Annotated in this window: 15 protein-coding genes and 1 pseudogene; 9 read left to right on the forward strand and 7 right to left on the reverse strand. The window is 58.2% G+C overall.

The window, feature by feature from the left end:
• Positions 1-46 precede the first annotated feature (46 nt).
• Entirely contained in the window at positions 47-1,993 is a 1,947-nt protein-coding gene (locus HMPREF1024_RS08405) for a DNA topoisomerase III (RefSeq protein ID WP_004148065.1), read from the reverse strand.
• 4 nt (positions 1,994-1,997) lie between these two features.
• The gene (gene selD, locus HMPREF1024_RS08400; protein ID WP_004176528.1) at positions 1,998-3,041 is read right to left on the reverse strand and encodes a selenide, water dikinase SelD; all 1,044 of its coding nucleotides are present in this window, start codon (positions 3,039-3,041) and stop codon (positions 1,998-2,000) included.
• A 225-nt stretch (positions 3,042-3,266) separates the two neighbouring features.
• Between selD and phoC the strand changes: the two genes are divergently transcribed.
• Complete coding sequence (gene phoC, locus HMPREF1024_RS08395) at positions 3,267-4,013, forward strand: acid phosphatase PhoC (protein ID WP_002901387.1); 747 nt, start codon at positions 3,267-3,269, stop codon at positions 4,011-4,013.
• A gap of 734 nt (positions 4,014-4,747) precedes the next feature.
• Here phoC and HMPREF1024_RS08390 read toward each other — a convergent pair.
• Positions 4,748-5,299, reverse strand: a complete 552-nt coding sequence (locus HMPREF1024_RS08390; RefSeq protein ID WP_004176531.1) for an NAD(P)H nitroreductase — start codon at positions 5,297-5,299, stop codon at positions 4,748-4,750.
• Positions 5,300-5,464: 165 nt separating this feature from the next.
• Between HMPREF1024_RS08390 and sppA the strand changes: the two genes are divergently transcribed.
• From sppA to yajD, 5 genes are all read left to right on the forward strand, one after another.
• Complete coding sequence (sppA, locus tag HMPREF1024_RS08385) at positions 5,465-7,318, forward strand: signal peptide peptidase SppA (protein ID WP_004140411.1); 1,854 nt, start codon at positions 5,465-5,467, stop codon at positions 7,316-7,318.
• 138 nt (positions 7,319-7,456) lie between these two features.
• Positions 7,457-8,476, forward strand: coding sequence for an asparaginase (ansA, locus tag HMPREF1024_RS08380; protein WP_004176535.1), 1,020 nt, complete (start codon positions 7,457-7,459; stop codon positions 8,474-8,476).
• 9 nt (positions 8,477-8,485) lie between these two features.
• Positions 8,486-9,127 (forward strand): bifunctional nicotinamidase/pyrazinamidase, encoded by a 642-nt coding sequence (gene pncA / locus HMPREF1024_RS08375; RefSeq protein WP_004140413.1) that lies wholly within the window; start codon positions 8,486-8,488, stop codon positions 9,125-9,127.
• Between the two features lie 170 nt (positions 9,128-9,297).
• The gene (locus HMPREF1024_RS08370) at positions 9,298-10,551 is read left to right on the forward strand and encodes a glycoside hydrolase family 18 protein (RefSeq protein ID WP_002901255.1); all 1,254 of its coding nucleotides are present in this window, start codon (positions 9,298-9,300) and stop codon (positions 10,549-10,551) included.
• Between the two features lie 160 nt (positions 10,552-10,711).
• Positions 10,712-11,056, forward strand: coding sequence for an HNH nuclease YajD (gene yajD, locus HMPREF1024_RS08365; RefSeq protein ID WP_002901254.1), 345 nt, complete (start codon positions 10,712-10,714; stop codon positions 11,054-11,056).
• A 94-nt stretch (positions 11,057-11,150) separates the two neighbouring features.
• On the opposite strand, the gene HMPREF1024_RS08360 is transcribed toward yajD, so the two are convergent.
• Both HMPREF1024_RS08360 and msrB read right to left on the reverse strand, forming a co-directional pair.
• Positions 11,151-11,429 (reverse strand): YeaC family protein, encoded by a 279-nt coding sequence (locus HMPREF1024_RS08360; protein WP_002901249.1) that lies wholly within the window; start codon positions 11,427-11,429, stop codon positions 11,151-11,153.
• A 43-nt stretch (positions 11,430-11,472) separates the two neighbouring features.
• Positions 11,473-11,886 carry a peptide-methionine (R)-S-oxide reductase MsrB gene (msrB, locus tag HMPREF1024_RS08355; RefSeq protein WP_002901246.1) on the reverse strand — a complete coding sequence of 138 codons (414 nt, stop codon included), beginning with the start codon at positions 11,884-11,886 and terminating at the stop codon, positions 11,473-11,475.
• A 338-nt stretch (positions 11,887-12,224) separates the two neighbouring features.
• Between msrB and gapA the strand changes: the two genes are divergently transcribed.
• Together gapA and HMPREF1024_RS08345 are read left to right on the forward strand one after the other, a co-directional pair.
• Entirely contained in the window at positions 12,225-13,220 is a 996-nt protein-coding gene (gene gapA / locus HMPREF1024_RS08350) for a glyceraldehyde-3-phosphate dehydrogenase (RefSeq protein ID WP_002901243.1), read from the forward strand.
• Between the two features lie 74 nt (positions 13,221-13,294).
• A complete protein-coding gene (locus tag HMPREF1024_RS08345) occupies positions 13,295-14,179 on the forward strand; it encodes a D-hexose-6-phosphate mutarotase (RefSeq protein ID WP_002901240.1) in 885 nt (294 codons plus the stop codon).
• Between the two features lie 56 nt (positions 14,180-14,235).
• On the opposite strand, the gene HMPREF1024_RS08340 is transcribed toward HMPREF1024_RS08345, so the two are convergent.
• Both HMPREF1024_RS08340 and HMPREF1024_RS08335 read right to left on the reverse strand, forming a co-directional pair.
• Positions 14,236-15,090: an aldo/keto reductase gene (locus HMPREF1024_RS08340; RefSeq protein WP_004176538.1), complete on the reverse strand. Its 855-nt coding sequence runs from the start codon at positions 15,088-15,090 to the stop codon at positions 14,236-14,238.
• Between the two features lie 91 nt (positions 15,091-15,181).
• Positions 15,182-15,928, reverse strand: a complete 747-nt coding sequence (locus HMPREF1024_RS08335) for a MipA/OmpV family protein (RefSeq protein WP_002901236.1) — start codon at positions 15,926-15,928, stop codon at positions 15,182-15,184.
• A 416-nt stretch (positions 15,929-16,344) separates the two neighbouring features.
• Between HMPREF1024_RS08335 and yeaG the strand changes: the two are divergent.
• Positions 16,345-18,280, forward strand: a pseudogene (gene yeaG / locus HMPREF1024_RS0127005) (protein kinase YeaG).
• The last annotated feature ends 76 nt before the right edge of the window (positions 18,281-18,356 follow it).

An 18,356-nucleotide genomic window follows, 5' to 3' on the forward strand; every position in this document is an offset into this window, starting at 1 on the left:
AGAAGCGGTGGCCGCGGGATAACGCATCCTCGCGACCACCGGCGGGTTACTGCGGCGGCGGCGCGGTATCGTCTGCCGCTTTTTTGCCTTTCGGCTTCCCTTTACCTTTGCTGAACGACTTCTTCGCCCCGCCCGGCGCCACCAGGCCGCGGAACTGACGCACCGGCGTGCTGCGCGCCTGATCGATCAGTTGATACAGCGTCCCTACCAGCGGCTGCATAAAGTCCTGATAGCGGCACTGTTTCTCGCTGATCTGCGTCAACACCGACTCCCAGTGGGCGGTCATGTCCGGTCGCCCGGCCATCTCCGGCAGGGAATGAATGAGCGCCCTGCCGGCCTCCGAAGAGTGGATATAGCGCCCCTTTTTGCTCAGGAAACCACGCTTGAACAGCAGCTCGATAATCCCTGCGCGGGTCGCTTCCGTGCCGAGGCCGTCGGTGGCGCGGAGGATCTTCTTCAGATCTTTATCCTGCACGAAGCGGGCAATCCCGGTCATCGCCGACAGCAGAGTGGCGTCGGTAAAGTGGCGCGGCGGCTGGGTCTGACGCTCCACCACCTCGCCCCTCTCGCACAGCAGTTCATCGCCTTTGGCCACCACCGGCAGCGGCGTGCCGTCGTTCTCTTCATCGCGCTCTTTGCTGCCAAGCAGCGTCCGCCAGCCCGCCTCGGCCAGAAAACGCGCCTTGGCGACAAACTTGCCGTTGGCGATCTCAAGATCAATCTGGCATTTGCGGAACACTGCGTCAGGGCAGAACTGCATCAGATACTGGCGGGCGATCAGGGTGTACACCTTCGCTTCGTTATCGGTGAGCTTCACCTGGCTGCTGCGGGCGGTTGGGATAATCGCATGGTGCGCGTCGACCTTTTTATCATCCCAGCAGCGGTTGCGGATCTCCGGATCCACTACGGGCTGCGGCAGCAGGTCCGCCGCATGGACGGCAATCGCATTCAACACCGCATGGCGGCCAGCGAAGTGCTCTTCCGGCAGATAGCGGCTGTCCGAACGCGGATAGGTGATGAGTTTGTGGGTTTCGTACAGCTTCTGGCAGATATCCAGCACGTTCTGCGCGCTGAAGCCGAAACGTTTGGCCGCCTCAATCTGCAGCGCCGACAGCGAGAACGGCAGCGGCGCGGGTTCGGAATCGCGCTTATCGTTATAGCCGGTCACGATTGCCGGCTGGCCTTCGATGCGCTTAACCACATGCTCGGCCAGCGGACGATGCAGCAGGCGCCCTTCTTCATCCTGGTAAGGTTCGCAGGCTTCGCTCGGCACCCAGGTGGCGACAAAACGCTCCTCCTGCGGCGTGACGATATGCGCCTTCACGTCGAAGAAATCTTTGGCGACGAAATTTTCAATCTCTTCATCGCGACGGACCACCAGGCCAAGTACCGGGGTCTGCACCCGCCCCACCGAGAGCACCCCCTGATAGCCGGCGTTGCGCCCCAGCAGGGTGTAGGCGCGGGTCATATTGATGCCGTACAGCCAGTCGGCGCGGGCCCGCGCCAGCGCCGACACGCAGAGCGGCACGAACTCGCTGTTGGCGCGCAGACGGTTGATCGCCCGCTCCACCGCCTGCGGGTTGAGATCGTTAATCAGACAGCGCTGCACCTGCTGACGCTTCTCCGGCGCCAGCTGCAGGTAGTCGAGTACTTCGTCCACCAGCAGCTGCCCTTCTCTGTCCGGGTCGCCGGCGTGGATAACCTCCTCGGCGTCGCCGAGCAGGCGCTTGATGACATTCAGCTGTTTGGTGACCGAGGGCTTTGGCTGCAGCTGCCATTTCTCCGGCACAATCGGCAGATCGTTGAGATTCCACCGGGCATAGCGGCTGTCGTAGATGTCCGGCTGCGCCTGCTCCAGCAGGTGGCCGATACACCAGGTGACCACCTGCCCGTTGCCGCACTCAATATAGCCATCGCCTTTGCGGTGCGGTTTAGGCAACACATCGGCGATAGCCCGACCGAGACTCGGTTTTTCTGCAATAAACAACCGCATCGAATCAACGGATCTCGATCATGGGTCGCCCGCCGCGGGCGGTCACCAGCTCGCCGATGGCGGCCAGCTTAATGCCGAACTCCGCCGCGGCGGCCTGAACTTCCGCCTCCGCCTCCGGGGTCACCGCCAGCAGCAGACCGCCGGAGGTCTGCGGATCGCACAGCAGATCCCGCCACTCCGTCGGCATCTCGCCCATGAGATGGCCGTAGCTGGCAAAGTTGCGCCCGGTGCCGCCCGGCACCGCGCCGGCGGCGATATAGTCCTCCACCCCCGGCAGTTTCGGGATATCGGCATAGCGCAGCTGCGCCTGCACGCCGGCCCCGCGGCACACCTCGCTGAGGTGGCCGAGCAGGCCAAAGCCGGTGACGTCGGTCATCGCCTTCACCCCGTCGATGGCGGCAAACGCGGCGCCGGCGAGGTTCATCTGGCACATGGTCTCCGTCGCTAACCCTTGATGCTCTGGCTTGAGCAGCGATTTTTTCTCTGCAGTGGTCAGTACGCCGATCCCCAGCGGTTTGGTGAGATACAGTTTGCAACCCGCCTGGGCGGTGCTGTTTTTCTTGATGCGCTCGGTGGGCACCACGCCGGTGACCGCCAGACCGAAGATCGGCTCCGGGGCGTCAATGGAGTGGCCGCCCGCCAGCGCGATCCCCGCCTGCTGGCAGGCAAAGCGCCCGCCCTCCACCACTTCGCGAGCGATTTCCGGCGCCAGGGTGTTGATCGGCCAGCCGAGGATGGCAATCGCCATAATCGGTTTCCCGCCCATAGCGAAAATATCGCTGATGGCGTTGGTGGCGGCGATGCGGCCAAAGTCGAACGGGTTATCGACAATCGGCATAAAGAAATCGGTGGTGCTGACGATCGAGGTGCCATTACCGAGATCGTAAACGGCGGCATCATCGCTGGTTTCGTTGCCGACAAGCAGGTTTGGGTCGACAAACTTCGCCTGCTCGCTATGCAGGATAGTTTCCAGCACTTTCGGGGAAATTTTACAACCACAACCGGCTCCGTGGCTGTATTGCGTTAAACGAATGGCTTGCTCGCTCATGGACATCTCCTGTCATTGCAATCCCGCTATGTTAGCGCCCAAACGCCAGGGTGGTAAGTACGACAGTCTGAAATCGCGTATGGTTGCTCATTAAGCAGACAAAAAGCCGTTTTTGCGAGACGCGACAATTTTTTCCCGACCATTTTCACTTTTACTTAAAGATGACAGAAATGTGACAGCACAGGACTGTCTTCTCTGGAATGATTATGACGTAAGGAAATTCTAATGAAAAAGCGTGTTCTTGCCCTTTGCCTGGCCAGTTTCTTCTCCGTTAACGCCTTTGCTCTGGTTCCCCCCGGGAACGATGTCACCACCAAGCCCGATCTCTACTATCTGACCAATGCCCAGGCCATCGACAGCCTGGCGCTGTTGCCACCACCGCCGGCGGTGGGCAGTATCGCATTTTTAAACGATCAGGCGATGTATGAGCAAGGACGTCTGCTGCGCAATACCGAGCGCGGGAAGCTGGCGGCAGAGGATGCCAACCTCAGCGCGGGCGGCGTGGCCAACGCCTTCTCCAGCGCCTTTGGTTCGCCGATTACCGAGAAAGACGCGCCGCAGCTTCACAAACTGCTGACCAATATGATTGAAGACGCCGGCGACCTGGCGACCCGCAGCGCGAAAGAGAAATACATGCGCATTCGCCCGTTTGCGTTCTATGGCGTCTCCACCTGCAACACCACCGAACAGGACAAGCTGGCGAAAAACGGCTCTTACCCCTCCGGGCATACTTCTATCGGCTGGGCCACCGCCCTGGTGCTGGCGGAGATCAACCCGCAGCGGCAAAACGAAATTTTGAAGCGCGGCTATGAGCTCGGCGAGAGCCGGGTGATCTGCGGCTATCACTGGCAGAGCGATGTCGATGCGGCGCGCATCGTCGGCTCCGCGGTGGTCGCTACGCTGCACACCAACCCGGCCTTCCAGCAGCAGTTGCAGAAAGCCAAAGACGAATTCGCGAAAAGGCAGAAGTAACGTCATCGCCGTTGCATTCCCGGATGCGGCGCCTGGCGCGCCTTGTCCGGGCTACAAAAACCGCGATTGATTCGAATGGTAGGGGTTGTAGGCCGGGTCAGGCGCGAGCCGCCACCCGGCATAGATGCGGCTCCGAGCCTGCTGCCATCGCCCGGCGGCGCTGCGCTTGCGCGGCCAGCCGGACGGTTCCCTCTCCCTCCGGGAGAGGGCCAGGGTGAGGGGAAGCACTGCAGTGTGGTTGTTTATGTTATCTGTGGCTTCAGCGTAGTTTGCACTCCCGGTTAATCGTCTGCGTTATGTCACTCATGGCGCCGGGAGCGCACAGGGGGCGGCCAGTCGCCGCCGCCCCCTGTACCCCCGGGCTCCGGCCAGCAAAATCGCCGCTGCGCGGTCCCTTCGACTTATCCCTGCAGGCTTCGGGTCGGGCCGAGGCAGCATCTCTGCAAAACACGGCCCTCAGCCCGCATGGATGCGGGCTGCCCCGGCCTGCCGGGAACGTCTCAGCGATTTTGAGGCCGTCAGCACCGGCAGTTTCAGCAAGAAAAGTGAATAAATTAACGACAGGTCGTACGAACGTAGGCCGGGTAAGGCGCAGCCGCCACCCGGCCAAAATCGGCTCTGTGCCCGCTGTCCTTGCCCGGCGGCGCTGCGCTTGCGCGGGCCTACAGACAGTCAGAGCCGGATGCGTTGGCCGGGTAAGGCATAAGCCGCCACCCGGCATAACACACGCGGACTCAGAATCGCGTCACAAACGGCGCGGTATCCGGCAGGGCAATGGTGGTTGAGGCTTTTAGCTGCGGCGTCCCCAGATAGAGGAAGCCGACAATTTTATCCTGTTCGCGGCACTCGAAGCCGGCCCGCACCACCGGACTCTCGGTCAATGCTCCGCTGCGCCAGATACCGTTGAATCCCTGAGCCAGGGCCGCCATCTGCATCGCCATCACCGCGCAGCCAGCGGACATCTCCTGCTCCCAGCGCGGCACCTTAGGGTGGTCTTCACAGCGCGCGACCACGGTAATAATCAGCGGCGCGCGGAACGGCGCATTGCGGGCTTTCTCAATTCCCTTCTCATCCTGGCCGGCCTCTCTGGCCCCTTTTTCCAGCAACTGGCTGAAGCGCTCGCGGCCGTCATCGGCGATAATAAAGAAGCGCCACGGCTGCAGGGTGCCATGATCCGGGGCGCGCAGCCCGGCGCGCAGAATGTTTTCCAGCTGTTCGCCCGCCGGGGCAGGTTCCGCCAGGCGGGAAGCGCTCCGGCGATTAAGCAGTAGATCGAGAGCATCCATCTGTATAACTCCTGTGATGTCATTTTTCATAAAATTAACATGCACAAGGATTTTGTTACAGCGCGGTCGGTGATTCCTGCTGACAACCGACGGCTCACTCTTTAGGATAGCCAGACGCGGCGGCCCCTGCGGCCTGCCCTTTTTAGATAACGTTAGGGAGAAGACATGCGAACCCTTTGGCGACTGATTGCCAGCTTTTTTAAATGGACGTGGCGGATACTCAACTTTATTCGCAAACTGGCCCTCAATGCGATCTTCCTGGTGCTGGTGCTGGTGTGTATCGGCATCTGGAGCCAGTTCAGCAGCACCACCAGCGAACATGCCGCGCGCGGCGCGCTGTTGCTGGATATTACCGGCGTGGTGGTGGATAAACCATCCGCCAGCAGCAAGCTCGGCGTGATTGGCCGCCAGCTGTTTGGCGCCAGCTCGGACCGTCTGCAGGAGAATTCCCTGTTCGATATCGTGCAGACCATTCGCCAGGCGAAGGATGACCGCAATATCACCGGTATTGTGCTGGATCTGAAAAACTTCGTCGGCGGCGACCAGCCATCCATGCAGTACATCGGCAAAGCGCTGCGCGAATTCCGCGATAGCGGCAAACCGGTGTATGCCGTTGGCAGCAGCTACAGCCAGGGCCAGTACTACCTGGCGAGCTTCGCCAACAAAATCTGGCTCTCGCCGCAGGGCGAGGTAGACCTGCACGGCTTCGCTACCAACGGGCTATATTACAAATCGCTGCTGGATAAGCTGAAGGTCTCCACCCATGTCTTCCGCGTCGGCACCTATAAATCCGCCGTCGAGCCATTCATCCGCGATGATATGTCCCCTGCCGCCCGCGAAGCGGATAGCCGCTGGATTGGCGAACTGTGGCAGAACTACCTCAACACCATTGCCGCCAACCGCCAGATCACCGCCCAGCAGCTCTTCCCGGGCGCCCAGGGCATTATCGATGGCCTGCGTAAGGTGGGCGGCGATACGGCGAAATATGCGCTGGACAATAAGCTGGTGGATGAGCTGGCGACCTCCACGGAAGTGGAAAAGGCGCTGACCAAACAGTTTGGCTGGAGCAAAGCGGATAACAATTACCGGGCGATCAGCTATTACGACTACAACGTGAAGACGCCGTCTGACCAGGGTTCCGCCATCGCGGTAATCTTCGCCAACGGCGCCATCATGGACGGTGAAGAGACCCCGGGCAACGTCGGCGGCGACACCACCGCAGCGCAAATTCGCGATGCGCGCCTCGATCCGAAAATTAAGGCCATCGTTCTGCGCGTAAACAGCCCGGGCGGCAGCGTAACCGCTTCGGAAATCATTCGTGAAGAGCTGGCGGCAGCCAAAGCCGCCGGTAAACCGGTAGTGGTCTCGATGGGCGGCATGGCGGCGTCCGGCGGCTACTGGATCTCCACCCCAGCGGATTACATCGTGGCGAACCCAAGCACCCTCACCGGCTCCATTGGCATCTTTGGGGTGATCAACACCGTGGAAAATACCCTCGGGTCGATTGGCGTCCACACCGACGGCGTCGCCACGTCGCCGCTGGCGGATGTCTCCAGCACCAAAGCGCTGCCGCCGGAAGTGCAGCAGCTGATGCAGTTGAGCATTGAGAATGGCTATCAGCGCTTTATCACCCTGGTGGCTAACGCCCGTAAGAGCACGCCGGAGAAAATCGACCAGATCGCCCAGGGCCACGTCTGGACCGGGGAAGATGCCAAAGCCAACGGCTTGGTCGACAGCCTCGGCGACTTCGACGACGCGGTGGCCAAAGCCGCCGAGCTGGCGAAGCTGAAAACCTGGCACCTCAACTACTATCAGGAAGAGCCGACCTTCTTCTCGATGGTGCTGGATAGCCTGACCGGCTCGGTACGCGCCTCGCTGCCGGCGGCCATTCAGGCCTGGCTGCCTGCGCCGGTCGCCGCAGCGGCCGAGACGGTGAAAGCGGAGAGCGACAAGCTGGCGGCGTTTAACGACCCGCAGAATCGCTATGCCTTCTGCCTGACCTGCGCTAACATCCGTTAATACGCAGCGGCTGCCCCGTCTCCCGGGGCAGCCTTTTTCCCTCTCCTGCCAACACTGCCACAAAGCCCGCGACCGACGCTGTATTTTTTCCTGCGTCTCTTTATACTGCGCCTGTCTACGACCAACCTAAGCGATGCTATGCAAAAAAAATCGATTTACGTTGCCTACACCGGTGGGACCATCGGTATGCAGCGCTCTGAACACGGCTATGTACCCGTTTCCGGCCATCTGCAGCGTCAGCTGGCGCTGATGCCGGAGTTCCATCGTCCGGAGATGCCGGACTTCACGATCCATGAATACCATCCGCTGATGGATTCATCCGATATGACCCCCGAGGACTGGCAGCACATCGCCGACGATATCCGCAGCCATTATGAGGAGTATGATGGCTTTGTGATCCTCCACGGAACCGACACCATGGCGTTTACCGCCTCGGCGCTGTCGTTCATGCTGGAAAACCTTGGCAAGCCGGTCATTGTGACAGGGTCACAAATTCCGCTGGCCGAGCTGCGTTCCGATGGTCAGATTAACCTGCTCAACGCCCTGTACGTCGCCGCCAACTATCCGATTAACGAAGTGGCACTGTTCTTCAACAATCGACTGTTCCGCGGCAACCGCACCACCAAAGCCCATGCCGACGGCTTCGACGCTTTCGCCTCGCCAAACCTTGCCCCGCTGCTGGAGGCCGGGATCCATATTCGCCGTCTCGGAACTCCGCCGGCGCCGCAGGGCAGCGGAGAGCTTATCGTGCACCCCATCACTCCGCAGCCGATTGGCGTGGTGACGATTTACCCCGGCATCTCCGCCGACGTGGTGCGTAATTTTCTGCGCCAACCGGTGAAAGCGCTGATCCTCCGCTCCTATGGCGTCGGCAATGCCCCACAGAATGGCGAGTTTATTCAGGTGCTGGCGGAAGCCAGCCAGCGCGGTATTGTAGTGGTCAATCTGACGCAGTGCATGTCCGGAAAGGTGAACATGGGCGGCTATGCCACCGGCAACGCCCTCGCCCAGGCGGGGGTCATCAGTGGTTTCGATATGACGGTGGAAGCGACGCTGACCAAGCTACACTATCTGCTTAGCCAGCAGCTGGACGTTGACGCCATTCGCGCGGCGATGCAGCAAAATCTGCGTGGCGAACTCACCCCCGACGAGGCTTAAGGAGGACGTATGGCACATCGAGCGCTGTTACTGGTTGATTTGCAGAACGACTTTTGCGCCGGCGGCGCGCTGGCGGTTCCAGAAGGCGACAGTACCGTCGAGGTAGCCAATGCGCTTATCGACTGGAGCCTGGCGCGCGGCGAGCCCATCGTCGCCAGCCAGGACTGGCATCCGGCGGATCACGGCAGTTTCGCCAGCCAGCACCAGGTGGAACCCTACACCGAGGGCGAGCTGGACGGCCTGGCGCAAACTTTCTGGCCGGATCACTGCGTGCAGCACAGCGAAGGCGCGGCGCTGCATCCGCTGCTCAAGCAGCAGGCGATCGCCGCTGTGTTCCACAAAGGGCAAAACCGGATCATCGACAGCTATAGCGCTTTCTTTGACAACGGTCACCGGCAGAAAACCGAACTGGACGGCTGGCTGCGTGGTCAGGGGATCGTGGAGCTGACCGTTCTCGGCCTCGCCACCGATTACTGCGTTAAGTTCACCGTGCTGGATGCCCTGGCGCTGGGCTACGCGGTCAACGTCATCACCGACGGCTGTCGCGGCGTAAATCTGCAGCCACAGGACAGCAGCCAGGCGTTTATGGAGATGGCCGCCGCGGGCGCCACGCTCTATACCCTCGACGACTGGCGGGAAACTCAGGCCTGATCCCTCCCCCCCGGCGCCCCCGCGCCGGGTCTTCTTCTGCCGCCTCGCTATTGTCCATAAATTGAACTCTCTCGCAGTTTCAACAGGTTATTGCTGCTAGTCTGGCAAGGCTGTTTTTTCGCCACGCCATTTCCGTGGCGTGGTTATTTTTATGTCAAAGAGGAACCACTATGAAACGTTTGCCCTTGCTGGCAGCTTTGCCCTTGCTTTGCGCTTCCGCGCTCTCTGCCCAACCGCTGATGTCCGTCGGCTATTTTAACGGCGGCGGCGACGTCACCGCCGGGCCGGGCGGTGATATCGATAAGCTGGACGTCCGGCAGATCACCCATCTCAACTACTCGTTTGGCCTTATCTATAACGATGAAAAAGACGAGACCAATGCGGCCCTGAAGGATCCTGCTCATCTGCACGAGATCTGGCTGTCGCCGAAGGTGCAGGCGGATCTGCAAAAGCTCCCCGCCCTGCGTAAACAGAATCCGGACCTCAAAGTCCTGCTGTCGGTCGGCGGCTGGGGCGCGCGTGGTTTCTCCGGCGCGGCGGCGACCGCAGAAAGTCGCGCCGTCTTTATTCGTTCCGCGCAGAAAATCATCCAGCAATATGGTCTGGACGGCATTGACCTCGACTGGGAGTTTCCGGTCAACGGCGCCTGGGGACTGGTGGCCAGCCAGCCGGCTGACCGCGACAACTTCACTGCCCTGCTGAAATCGCTGCGTGAGGCAGTCGGTGAGCAAAAGCTGGTGACTATCGCCGTGGGCGCCAATGCCGAGAGCCCGAAAAGCTGGGTGGACGTCAAAGCGGTGGCCCCGGTGCTGAACTACATCAACCTGATGACCTACGACATGGCCTACGGCACGCAGTACTTCAACTCGAATCTGTATGACTCCAGCCACTGGCCGACGGTCGCCGCAGCGGATAAATACAGCGCCGATTTTGTGGTCAACAATTACCTGGCCGCCGGGCTTAAACCCAGCCAGATGAACCTCGGGATTGGTTTTTATGGCCGGGTACCGAAACGGGCGGTCGAGCCGGGGATTGACTGGACGAAAGCGGATGCGCAAAACAATCCGGTCACCCAGCCCTATTTTGGGCCACAACAGATCGCGCTGTTTGCCTCGCTGGGCTATGACCTGAGCAAAGACACCTACGTGAAATACAATGATATCGTGGGCAAACTGCTCAACGATCCGCAAAAGCGTTTTACCGAGCACTGGGACGATGAGGCGAAGGTTCCGTGGCTGTCGGTGCAGTCCGCAGAGGGCAAGCCGCTGTTCGCCCTCTCCTATGAGAACCCGCGCTCGGTAGCCATTAAGGCGGACTATATCAAGGCGAAGGGCCTCGCCGGGGCCATGTTCTGGGAATATGGCGCCGATGACCAGAATCAGCTGGCCCGTCAGCTGGCGGAATCGCTGGGGATCAAACACTAATCATGGCTGTTCCGCCGCATCGTCGGCACCGGGAGGCGTGACGCAGGCAGCATCGCCTGCAATGCAGGTATATCGCGCCGCCCGGGATAGGTTATGATGCCTGTTATCCGCTGCGCCAGGGGTTGGCGCAGCTTAACCGTTTGACAGGAGGCAGGGGGCCATGGCCTATATCCCCAAAAATTACGCACGTCTGGAAGTGGGTTACCGCGAAAAGGCGCTCAAGCTTTTTCCCTGGGTGTGCGGACGCTGCTCACGGGAGTTTGTCTACTCCAATCTGCGCGAGCTGACGGTGCACCACATCGATCACGACCACTCCAATAACCCGGAAGATGGCAGCAACTGGGAGATGTTGTGCCTGTACTGTCACGATCACGAACATTCCAAGTACACCGAAGCCGATCAGTATGGCTCCACGGTGGTGGCAGGAGAAGATGCGCAAAAGAGCGTCGGCGAGGCCACCTACAACCCGTTTGCCGATCTGAAAGCGATGATGAACAAAAAGTAAGCGAAGCGGCTGACCGCCGGACGCGGTCATTCGACATGACGCCATCCGGCGCGCGGTTACCCGACGCCGGAATGTCTCACCGCCGGCCGGCGGTTTATTGCAGTTTAACGGTGGCGATCGGCTTCGGCACGATGCCAAAATCCTCTTTCAGCTGCTGTTTGCTCTTCATTACCATCTGCCCGCTGGTGTCGATGGTCATGTGCTGGGCGTCGGTGTTATACCGGGCCTGCCAGAGCATCACCAGCTGCAGGCTATTTTCCTTCTGCTCCGGCGTCAGCGCGACGCCATCCGGCCATTTTCCCAGCTCTACCGCCGTCGCCAGACGCTGATACACTTCCGGCGTCATACTGTCGATAATTTGCTCAATATCCATCTTCCGCTCACCTCCGCCTGGAATAATTTGCTGAATCGTTTCTTCAACCCTTGATTTGCTCGCCATTTTGCTCATCGGTGAAGCTCAGCGATGCCGAGTTGACACAATAGCGCTCGCCGGTCGGCTGCGGACCATCCGGAAACACGTGGCCGAGATGGGCATCACAGTTTCCGCAACGGATCTCAATGCGCTGCATGCCGTGCGAATTGTCGGTCAGATAGCGAATGGCCTCCGCGCTTACCGGCTCGTAGAAGCTCGGCCAGCCGCAGCCGGAGTCGTATTTAGTCTGGGAGTTAAACAGCGGCGCATCGCACACCAGGCAGTGGTACACGCCATTTTTCTTGTTGTGCAACAGCCGTCCGGTGAAAGGCGGTTCGGTGCCATGATGCTGCGTCACGTAAAACTGCATTTCGCTCAAGCCATTTTTCAGCTCTTCCGGGGTGGGTTTATTCGCCATGGGCTTACATCTCGCTTTGCAATGGACTACTTTCGCTCCAATTCTAACAAAACATTAACAATGAAGCGTACACTTTTGTTCTAAACTTATCCGGTGCCCACAGGCAGCCAGATAATTGTGACTTAAATCACGTTTTTATCTTAAATGCCCTTTAAAATTCCGCGCGCAGCCCCCATATGGAATTGGGCTCAAAGGGAAAGTGAGGCAAATCAATCGCGCAAAGGTCTGCTCAGGATTGATTTGTCGCAATGATTGACACGATTCCGCTTGACGCTGCGTAAGGTTTTTGTAATTTTACAGGCAACCTTTTATTCACTAACAAATAGCTGGTGGAATATATGACTATCAAAGTAGGTATCAACGGTTTTGGCCGTATCGGTCGCATTGTTTTCCGTGCTGCTCAGAAACGTTCTGACATCGAGATCGTTGCAATCAACGACCTGTTAGACGCAGAGTACATGGCTTACATGCTGAAGTATGACTCCACTCACGGTCGTTTCGACGGTACCGTTGAAGTGAAAGACGGTCATCTGGTCGTTAACGGTAAAAAAATCCGTGTTACCGCTGAACGTGACCCGGCTAACCTGAAGTGGGACGAAGTTGGTGTTGACGTTGTTGCTGAAGCAACCGGTATCTTCCTGACCGACGAAACCGCTCGTAAACACATCACCGCTGGCGCGAAAAAAGTCGTTCTGACTGGCCCGTCCAAAGACAACACTCCGATGTTCGTTCGCGGCGCTAACTTCGACGCTTACGCTGGCCAGGACATCGTTTCCAACGCTTCCTGCACCACCAACTGCCTGGCGCCGCTGGCTAAAGTTATCAACGACAACTTCGGTATCGTTGAAGGCCTGATGACCACCGTCCACGCTACCACCGCTACTCAGAAAACCGTTGATGGCCCGTCTCACAAAGACTGGCGCGGCGGCCGCGGCGCAGCTCAGAACATCATCCCGTCCTCTACCGGCGCTGCTAAAGCAGTAGGTAAAGTACTGCCAGAACTGAACGGCAAACTGACCGGTATGGCGTTCCGCGTTCCAACTCCGAACGTATCTGTTGTTGACCTGACCGTTCGTCTGGAAAAAGCAGCGTCCTACGAAGAAATCAAGAAAGCCATCAAAGCCGCTTCTGAAGGCGCTATGAAAGGCGTTCTGGGTTACACCGAAGACGACGTTGTTTCTACCGACTTCAACGGCGAAGTTTGCACTTCCGTGTTCGATGCTAAAGCGGGTATCGCACTGAACGACAACTTCGTGAAACTGGTTTCCTGGTACGACAACGAAACCGGCTACTCCAACAAAGTTCTGGATCTGATTGCCCACATCTCCAAATAAGTTGAGATGAAAAAGTAATCTGTAAGAGCGACTTCGGTCGCTCTTTTTTTTGTCTGCAGAGATAGGATTGCACAATGATAAATAAAATTTTTGCTCTCCCGGTGAATGAAACCATTTCTCCCGTGATCTCCCGTCGCCAGCTGGACGACCTGGAGCTGATTGTCATCGACCATCCGCAGGTGAAAGCCTCTGTGGCGCTGCAGGGGGCGCACCTGCTCTCCTGGAAACCCGCCGGTGAAGAAGAAGTTCTGTGGCTGAGCAACAACACCCCGTTTAAACAGGGCGTCGCCCTGCGCGGCGGCGTGCCGATTTGCTGGCCCTGGTTTGGTCCTTCTGCGCAGCAAGGTCTGCCGTCGCACGGCTTTGCCCGCAATCTGCCATGGACCCTGGAAGGTCATGACGAAGACGACAGCGGCGTAATGTTGACCTTTGCGCTCCAGCACAGCGCTGAAACCATGAAGCTCTGGCCGCACGAGTTCACCCTCTATGCCCGCTTTAAGCTGGGCAAGACCTGTGAAATCGAGCTGGAAGCCCACGGTGAATTCGAGACCACCTCTGCCCTGCACAGCTATTTCAACGTCGGCGATATCGCGGCGGTGAAGGTGAGCGGTCTTGGCGAGCGCTATATCGATAAAGTGAACAATGCCGAAGAAGGCGTTCTGAGCAACGGCGTGCAGACCTTCCCTGACCGCACCGATCGCGTCTATCTCAACGCCGACAGCTGCAGCGTGATCCATGACGACGCGCTAAACCGCACTATCGACGTGGTGCATCATCATCAGCACAATGTGGTGGCCTGGAACCCGGGCCCGGCGCTGTCCGTCAGCATGGGCGATATGCCGGACGATGGCTACAAAACCTTCGTTTGCGTCGAAACCTGCTGCGTAACCCAGCCGCAGAAAGCCAGCGAAGAGACGCCCTCTCGCCTGGCGCAAACCATCAGCGTGAAAAAACGCTAATAGCAAAAGCCCCGTTGGTAACGGGGCTTTTGTTTTTCTTTGCCGTGAACGATGGGTTAAACCATATCCAGCCGGGTTTTTCGCTGCGGCGGCGGATAGAGGCGGTCCAGCTGCGCGAGCTCTTCCCCACTAAGGACGATGTCGAGCGCTGCGGCATTCTGCACCACATGCTCAATACTGGCCGCTTTCGGGATCGCCAGCACTCCCGGATGACGAATCACCCAGGCGAGCAGCAGTTGCGCTACCGTAATCCCCCGCGCGTTAGCCATATTAATGATATCGCTATGCTGAAAAAGTCCATCGCGTAAGCGCCCCGCCTGCGCCAGCGGGCAGTAGGCCATCACCGGCAGACTGTGCTGCTGGCACCAGGGCAGGAGATCGTATTCAATGCCCCGCGATGCGAGATGGTAGAGCACCTGGTTGGTTGCACAGTGCTCGCCATCCGCCGTCCGCCACAGCGCCTGCATATCCTCGGTGTCCAGATTAGAGACGCCCCAGCGGCGGATCTTGCCCTCAGCCACCAGCTTCTCCATCGCCTCAACCGTCTCCTGCAGCGGGATATCCCCGCGCCAGTGCAGGAGATACATGTCCAGATAGTCGGTCTGCAGCCGGCGCAGGCTGTTTTCACAGGCGCGGTGCATCGCCGCTTTGCCGGCATGCCAGGGATAGACTTTGGAGACCAGCACTACCCGGTCGCGCAGACCGCGGATCGCCTGGCCCACCACTTCCTCCGCCCCGCCGTCGGCGTACATTTCCGCCGTATCGATCACCGTCAGTCCATGGTCGATGCCCGCCCGCAGTGCAGCCACTTCCTGCTGACGCTGCGCCGCATGTTCGCCCATATACCAGGTGCCCAGCCCGATGGCCGGCACTGCCGCCTGCTCGCCGAAGCGTACTGTTTTTTTCACCATCTTCTCCTCCTTAACCGTATGCACCACCATAAAGCAAAACAGGGCGCAAGGCCCTGTTTTGATGCATGAAGCGCACTGTAAGAATGCACAATCAGAAGGTGTAGGTGATCCCGGTGGAGATCAGACCGCTCCAGGATTTATCCACCATCGGACTGTCGGTAATTTCATCCGACAGACGCGTGTAGCGCGCCACGCCGTAAACGCTCCAGTCACCGAGGAAGCGATAGTTAGCCGACAGTTCCAGATATGGGTTCCAGCTACTGTCCGGGTCATAGCTGCGCATGCCGCTGCGGCGCGACTCGTGCCGGGAGACACCATAGTAGTATTCGTTCTGATTGTCGCTGTTCCACTCCACGCCAATACCCGGCGTCAGCGTCAGGTTACCGTTGGTGTAACGGTACAGCCAGGCGAGATCCCAGTTAATACCGTTGCTGTTATCCAGCGTATCGCCGGCAATCGTCGTGCGCAGGAAGCCATAGGGCGTGTTGTGGACATAAGAAAGACCGGCCATCACGGTCGATTTACGTTTATCCAGTCGACGCATCTGCTCGCTGTCGCTGTCGCCCGGCTTGAAGTACATTGGCGACCAGTAGGCCGTAATCGACAGTTTATCGTTGGTGTCATTCCACAGGTAGTAACCCCCGCCCAGACCGTGGAACCAGAAGTTTTCGCTCTCATAACTAATGACCGGCACCGGATAGACATCCGCATCATATTGCTTATACGGATGCTCAACGACCCCTACGCCAGCCCCAAGAGTGAACTTCCCGTCGGCATGCGCCGCGCTGGCGGACGTCGCTATCAGCACGCCGAGTGCCAGAAGTTTGATTTTAGTCACAATCCATATTCCCGTTGTCAAATAATCAGCCCGTGCAGTGTACCGTCGTAGGTCTCATGCCTCAAATTCTTTACCCGATATGACACAAATCGTTCACTTTGCCACCCTTCTCTTACCATCCGGTGACAGCCCGATGACAACTTTGCGTCCCAACGAATCAAAAAGCGCCATGTTCAGGATGAGTTATTGATATGTCATTGAAATTGATTTTCTGCGCCATGCAAGATTTCTAAATGCATCTACGCTTAAATTTAGAAGGTGTAATTGCCGGGCACATTCACGCTACCCCACCCGCAACCTGGCATAAGGGTTGCTGGATACCAGGAGAGCGATGTTCAGCTTATGTCTTCCGGGGGCCCCCACTATTCATATGAACGGCTCTCAACCTGTGCTAAAAAACGAAAGGACGGCATGCCATGAATATATTCGATCACTATCGCCAGCGCTACGAAGCTGCCAAGGACGAAGAGTTCACACTGCAGGAGTTTCTTACCATCTGCCGGCAAGATCGCAGTGCCTATGCCAATGCGGCAGAACGTCTGTTGATGGCCATTGGTGAACCCGTCATGGTTGATACGGCTCTCGAGCCGCGGCTATCCCGTCTCTTTTCAAACCGGGTTATCGCACGCTATCCGGCATTTGAAGAGTTTTACGGTATGGAAGACGCCATTGAGCAGATCGTTTCCTACCTCAAGCATGCCGCCCAGGGGCTGGAAGAGAAGAAACAGATCCTCTATCTGCTGGGGCCGGTGGGCGGTGGTAAATCGTCGCTGGCTGAACGGCTGAAAGCGCTGATGCAGCGCGTGCCCATCTATGTGCTGAGCGCCAACGGCGAACGCAGTCCGGTCAACGATCACCCGCTGTGCCTGTTCAATCCGCAGGAAGATGCGCAGATCCTCCAGAAAGAGTATGGCATCCCGACCCGCTATCTCGGCACCATTATGTCGCCGTGGGCGGCCAAGCGCCTGCACGAGTTTGGCGGCGATATCACTAAATTCCGCGTGGTTAAAGTCTGGCCATCGATTCTCGAGCAGGTTGCCATCGCCAAAACCGAACCGGGTGATGAAAACAACCAGGATATTTCAGCGCTGGTCGGTAAGGTGGATATCCGTAAGCTGGAACACTATGCGCAGAACGACCCGGACGCCTACGGCTACTCCGGTGCGCTGTGCCGCGCCAACCAGGGGGATTATGGAGTTCGTCGAGATGTTTAAAGCGCCGATTAAGGTGCTGCATCCGCTGCTGACCGCCACCCAGGAAGGTAACTATAACGGCACCGAAGGGATCTCCGCCCTGCCGTTTAACGGGATCATCCTTGCTCACTCCAACGAATCGGAATGGGTGACCTTCCGTAATAACAAGAACAATGAGGCCTTCCTCGACCGCGTCTATATCGTCAAGGTGCCTTATTGCCTGCGTATCTCCGAAGAGATCCGCATCTATGAAAAACTGCTCAACAACAGTGAGCTGACCCATGCGCCATGCGCCCCGGGCACCCTGGAAACGCTGGCGCGCTTTTCGATTCTGTCGCGCCTGAAAGAGCCGGAAAACTCGAGCATCTACTCGAAGATGCGGGTCTATGACGGCGAAAGTCTGAAAGATACCGACCCGAAAGCGAAGTCCTATCAGGAGTATCGCGATTACGCCGGGGTTGATGAAGGGATGAACGGGCTCTCCACCCGCTTTGCCTTTAAGATCCTGTCTCGGGTATTTAACTTCGACCACGTCGAGGTGGCCGCTAACCCGGTGCATCTGTTCTATGTGCTGGAGCAGCAGATTGAGCGCGAACAGTTCCCACAGGAGCAGGCCGAGCGCTATCTGGAATTCCTCAAAGGCTATCTGATCCCGAAATACGCCGAGTTTATCGGCAAAGAGATCCAGACCGCTTATCTGGAATCCTACTCCGAGTATGGGCAGAACATTTTCGATCGCTATGTCACCTACGCTGACTTCTGGATCCAGGATCAGGAATACCGCGATCCGGACACCGGTCAGCTGTTTGACCGTGAATCGTTGAATGCCGAGCTGGAGAAAATTGAGAAGCCAGCCGGGATTAGCAACCCGAAAGACTTCCGTAACGAAATCGTCAACTTTGTGCTGCGCGCCAGAGCCAACAACAGCGGACGTAATCCGAACTGGACCAGCTATGAGAAACTGCGCACGGTTATTGAGAAGAAAATGTTCTCCAATACCGAAGAGCTGTTGCCGGTCATTTCGTTTAATGCCAAAACCTCAACCGATGAGCAGAAAAAACACGACGACTTTGTCGACCGCATGATGGAGAAAGGCTACACCCGCAAACAGGTTCGCCTGCTGTGCGAGTGGTACCTGCGGGTTCGTAAATCGTCCTGATGCGTCCAACCCGGCGGCACGCCGCCGGGTCAACTGCAGCTGAATGATGATAAGTAAAGTTGGCTAATGCAGTACA

The organism is Klebsiella sp. 4_1_44FAA (genome assembly GCF_000238715.1).
Classification (GTDB): Bacteria; Pseudomonadota; Gammaproteobacteria; order Enterobacterales; family Enterobacteriaceae; genus Klebsiella; species Klebsiella pneumoniae.

Excerpts from the sequence above, each read along its gene's own strand:
- HMPREF1024_RS08405 (WP_004148065.1), bottom strand. The coding sequence starts at position 1,993 with ATGCGGTTGTTTATTGCAGAAAAACCGAGTCTCGGTCGGGCTATCGCC.
- selD (WP_004176528.1), bottom strand. The coding sequence starts at position 3,041 with ATGAGCGAGCAAGCCATTCGTTTAACGCAATACAGCCACGGAGCCGGT.
- phoC (WP_002901387.1), top strand. The coding sequence starts at position 3,267 with ATGAAAAAGCGTGTTCTTGCCCTTTGCCTGGCCAGTTTCTTCTCCGTT.
- HMPREF1024_RS08390 (WP_004176531.1), bottom strand. The coding sequence starts at position 5,299 with ATGGATGCTCTCGATCTACTGCTTAATCGCCGGAGCGCTTCCCGCCTG.
- sppA (WP_004140411.1), top strand. The coding sequence starts at position 5,465 with ATGCGAACCCTTTGGCGACTGATTGCCAGCTTTTTTAAATGGACGTGG.
- ansA (WP_004176535.1), top strand. The coding sequence starts at position 7,457 with ATGCAAAAAAAATCGATTTACGTTGCCTACACCGGTGGGACCATCGGT.
- pncA (WP_004140413.1), top strand. The coding sequence starts at position 8,486 with ATGGCACATCGAGCGCTGTTACTGGTTGATTTGCAGAACGACTTTTGC.
- HMPREF1024_RS08370 (WP_002901255.1), top strand. The coding sequence starts at position 9,298 with ATGAAACGTTTGCCCTTGCTGGCAGCTTTGCCCTTGCTTTGCGCTTCC.
- yajD (WP_002901254.1), top strand. The coding sequence starts at position 10,712 with ATGGCCTATATCCCCAAAAATTACGCACGTCTGGAAGTGGGTTACCGC.
- HMPREF1024_RS08360 (WP_002901249.1), bottom strand. The coding sequence starts at position 11,429 with ATGGATATTGAGCAAATTATCGACAGTATGACGCCGGAAGTGTATCAG.
- msrB (WP_002901246.1), bottom strand. The coding sequence starts at position 11,886 with ATGGCGAATAAACCCACCCCGGAAGAGCTGAAAAATGGCTTGAGCGAA.
- gapA (WP_002901243.1), top strand. The coding sequence starts at position 12,225 with ATGACTATCAAAGTAGGTATCAACGGTTTTGGCCGTATCGGTCGCATT.
- HMPREF1024_RS08345 (WP_002901240.1), top strand. The coding sequence starts at position 13,295 with ATGATAAATAAAATTTTTGCTCTCCCGGTGAATGAAACCATTTCTCCC.
- HMPREF1024_RS08340 (WP_004176538.1), bottom strand. The coding sequence starts at position 15,090 with ATGGTGAAAAAAACAGTACGCTTCGGCGAGCAGGCGGCAGTGCCGGCC.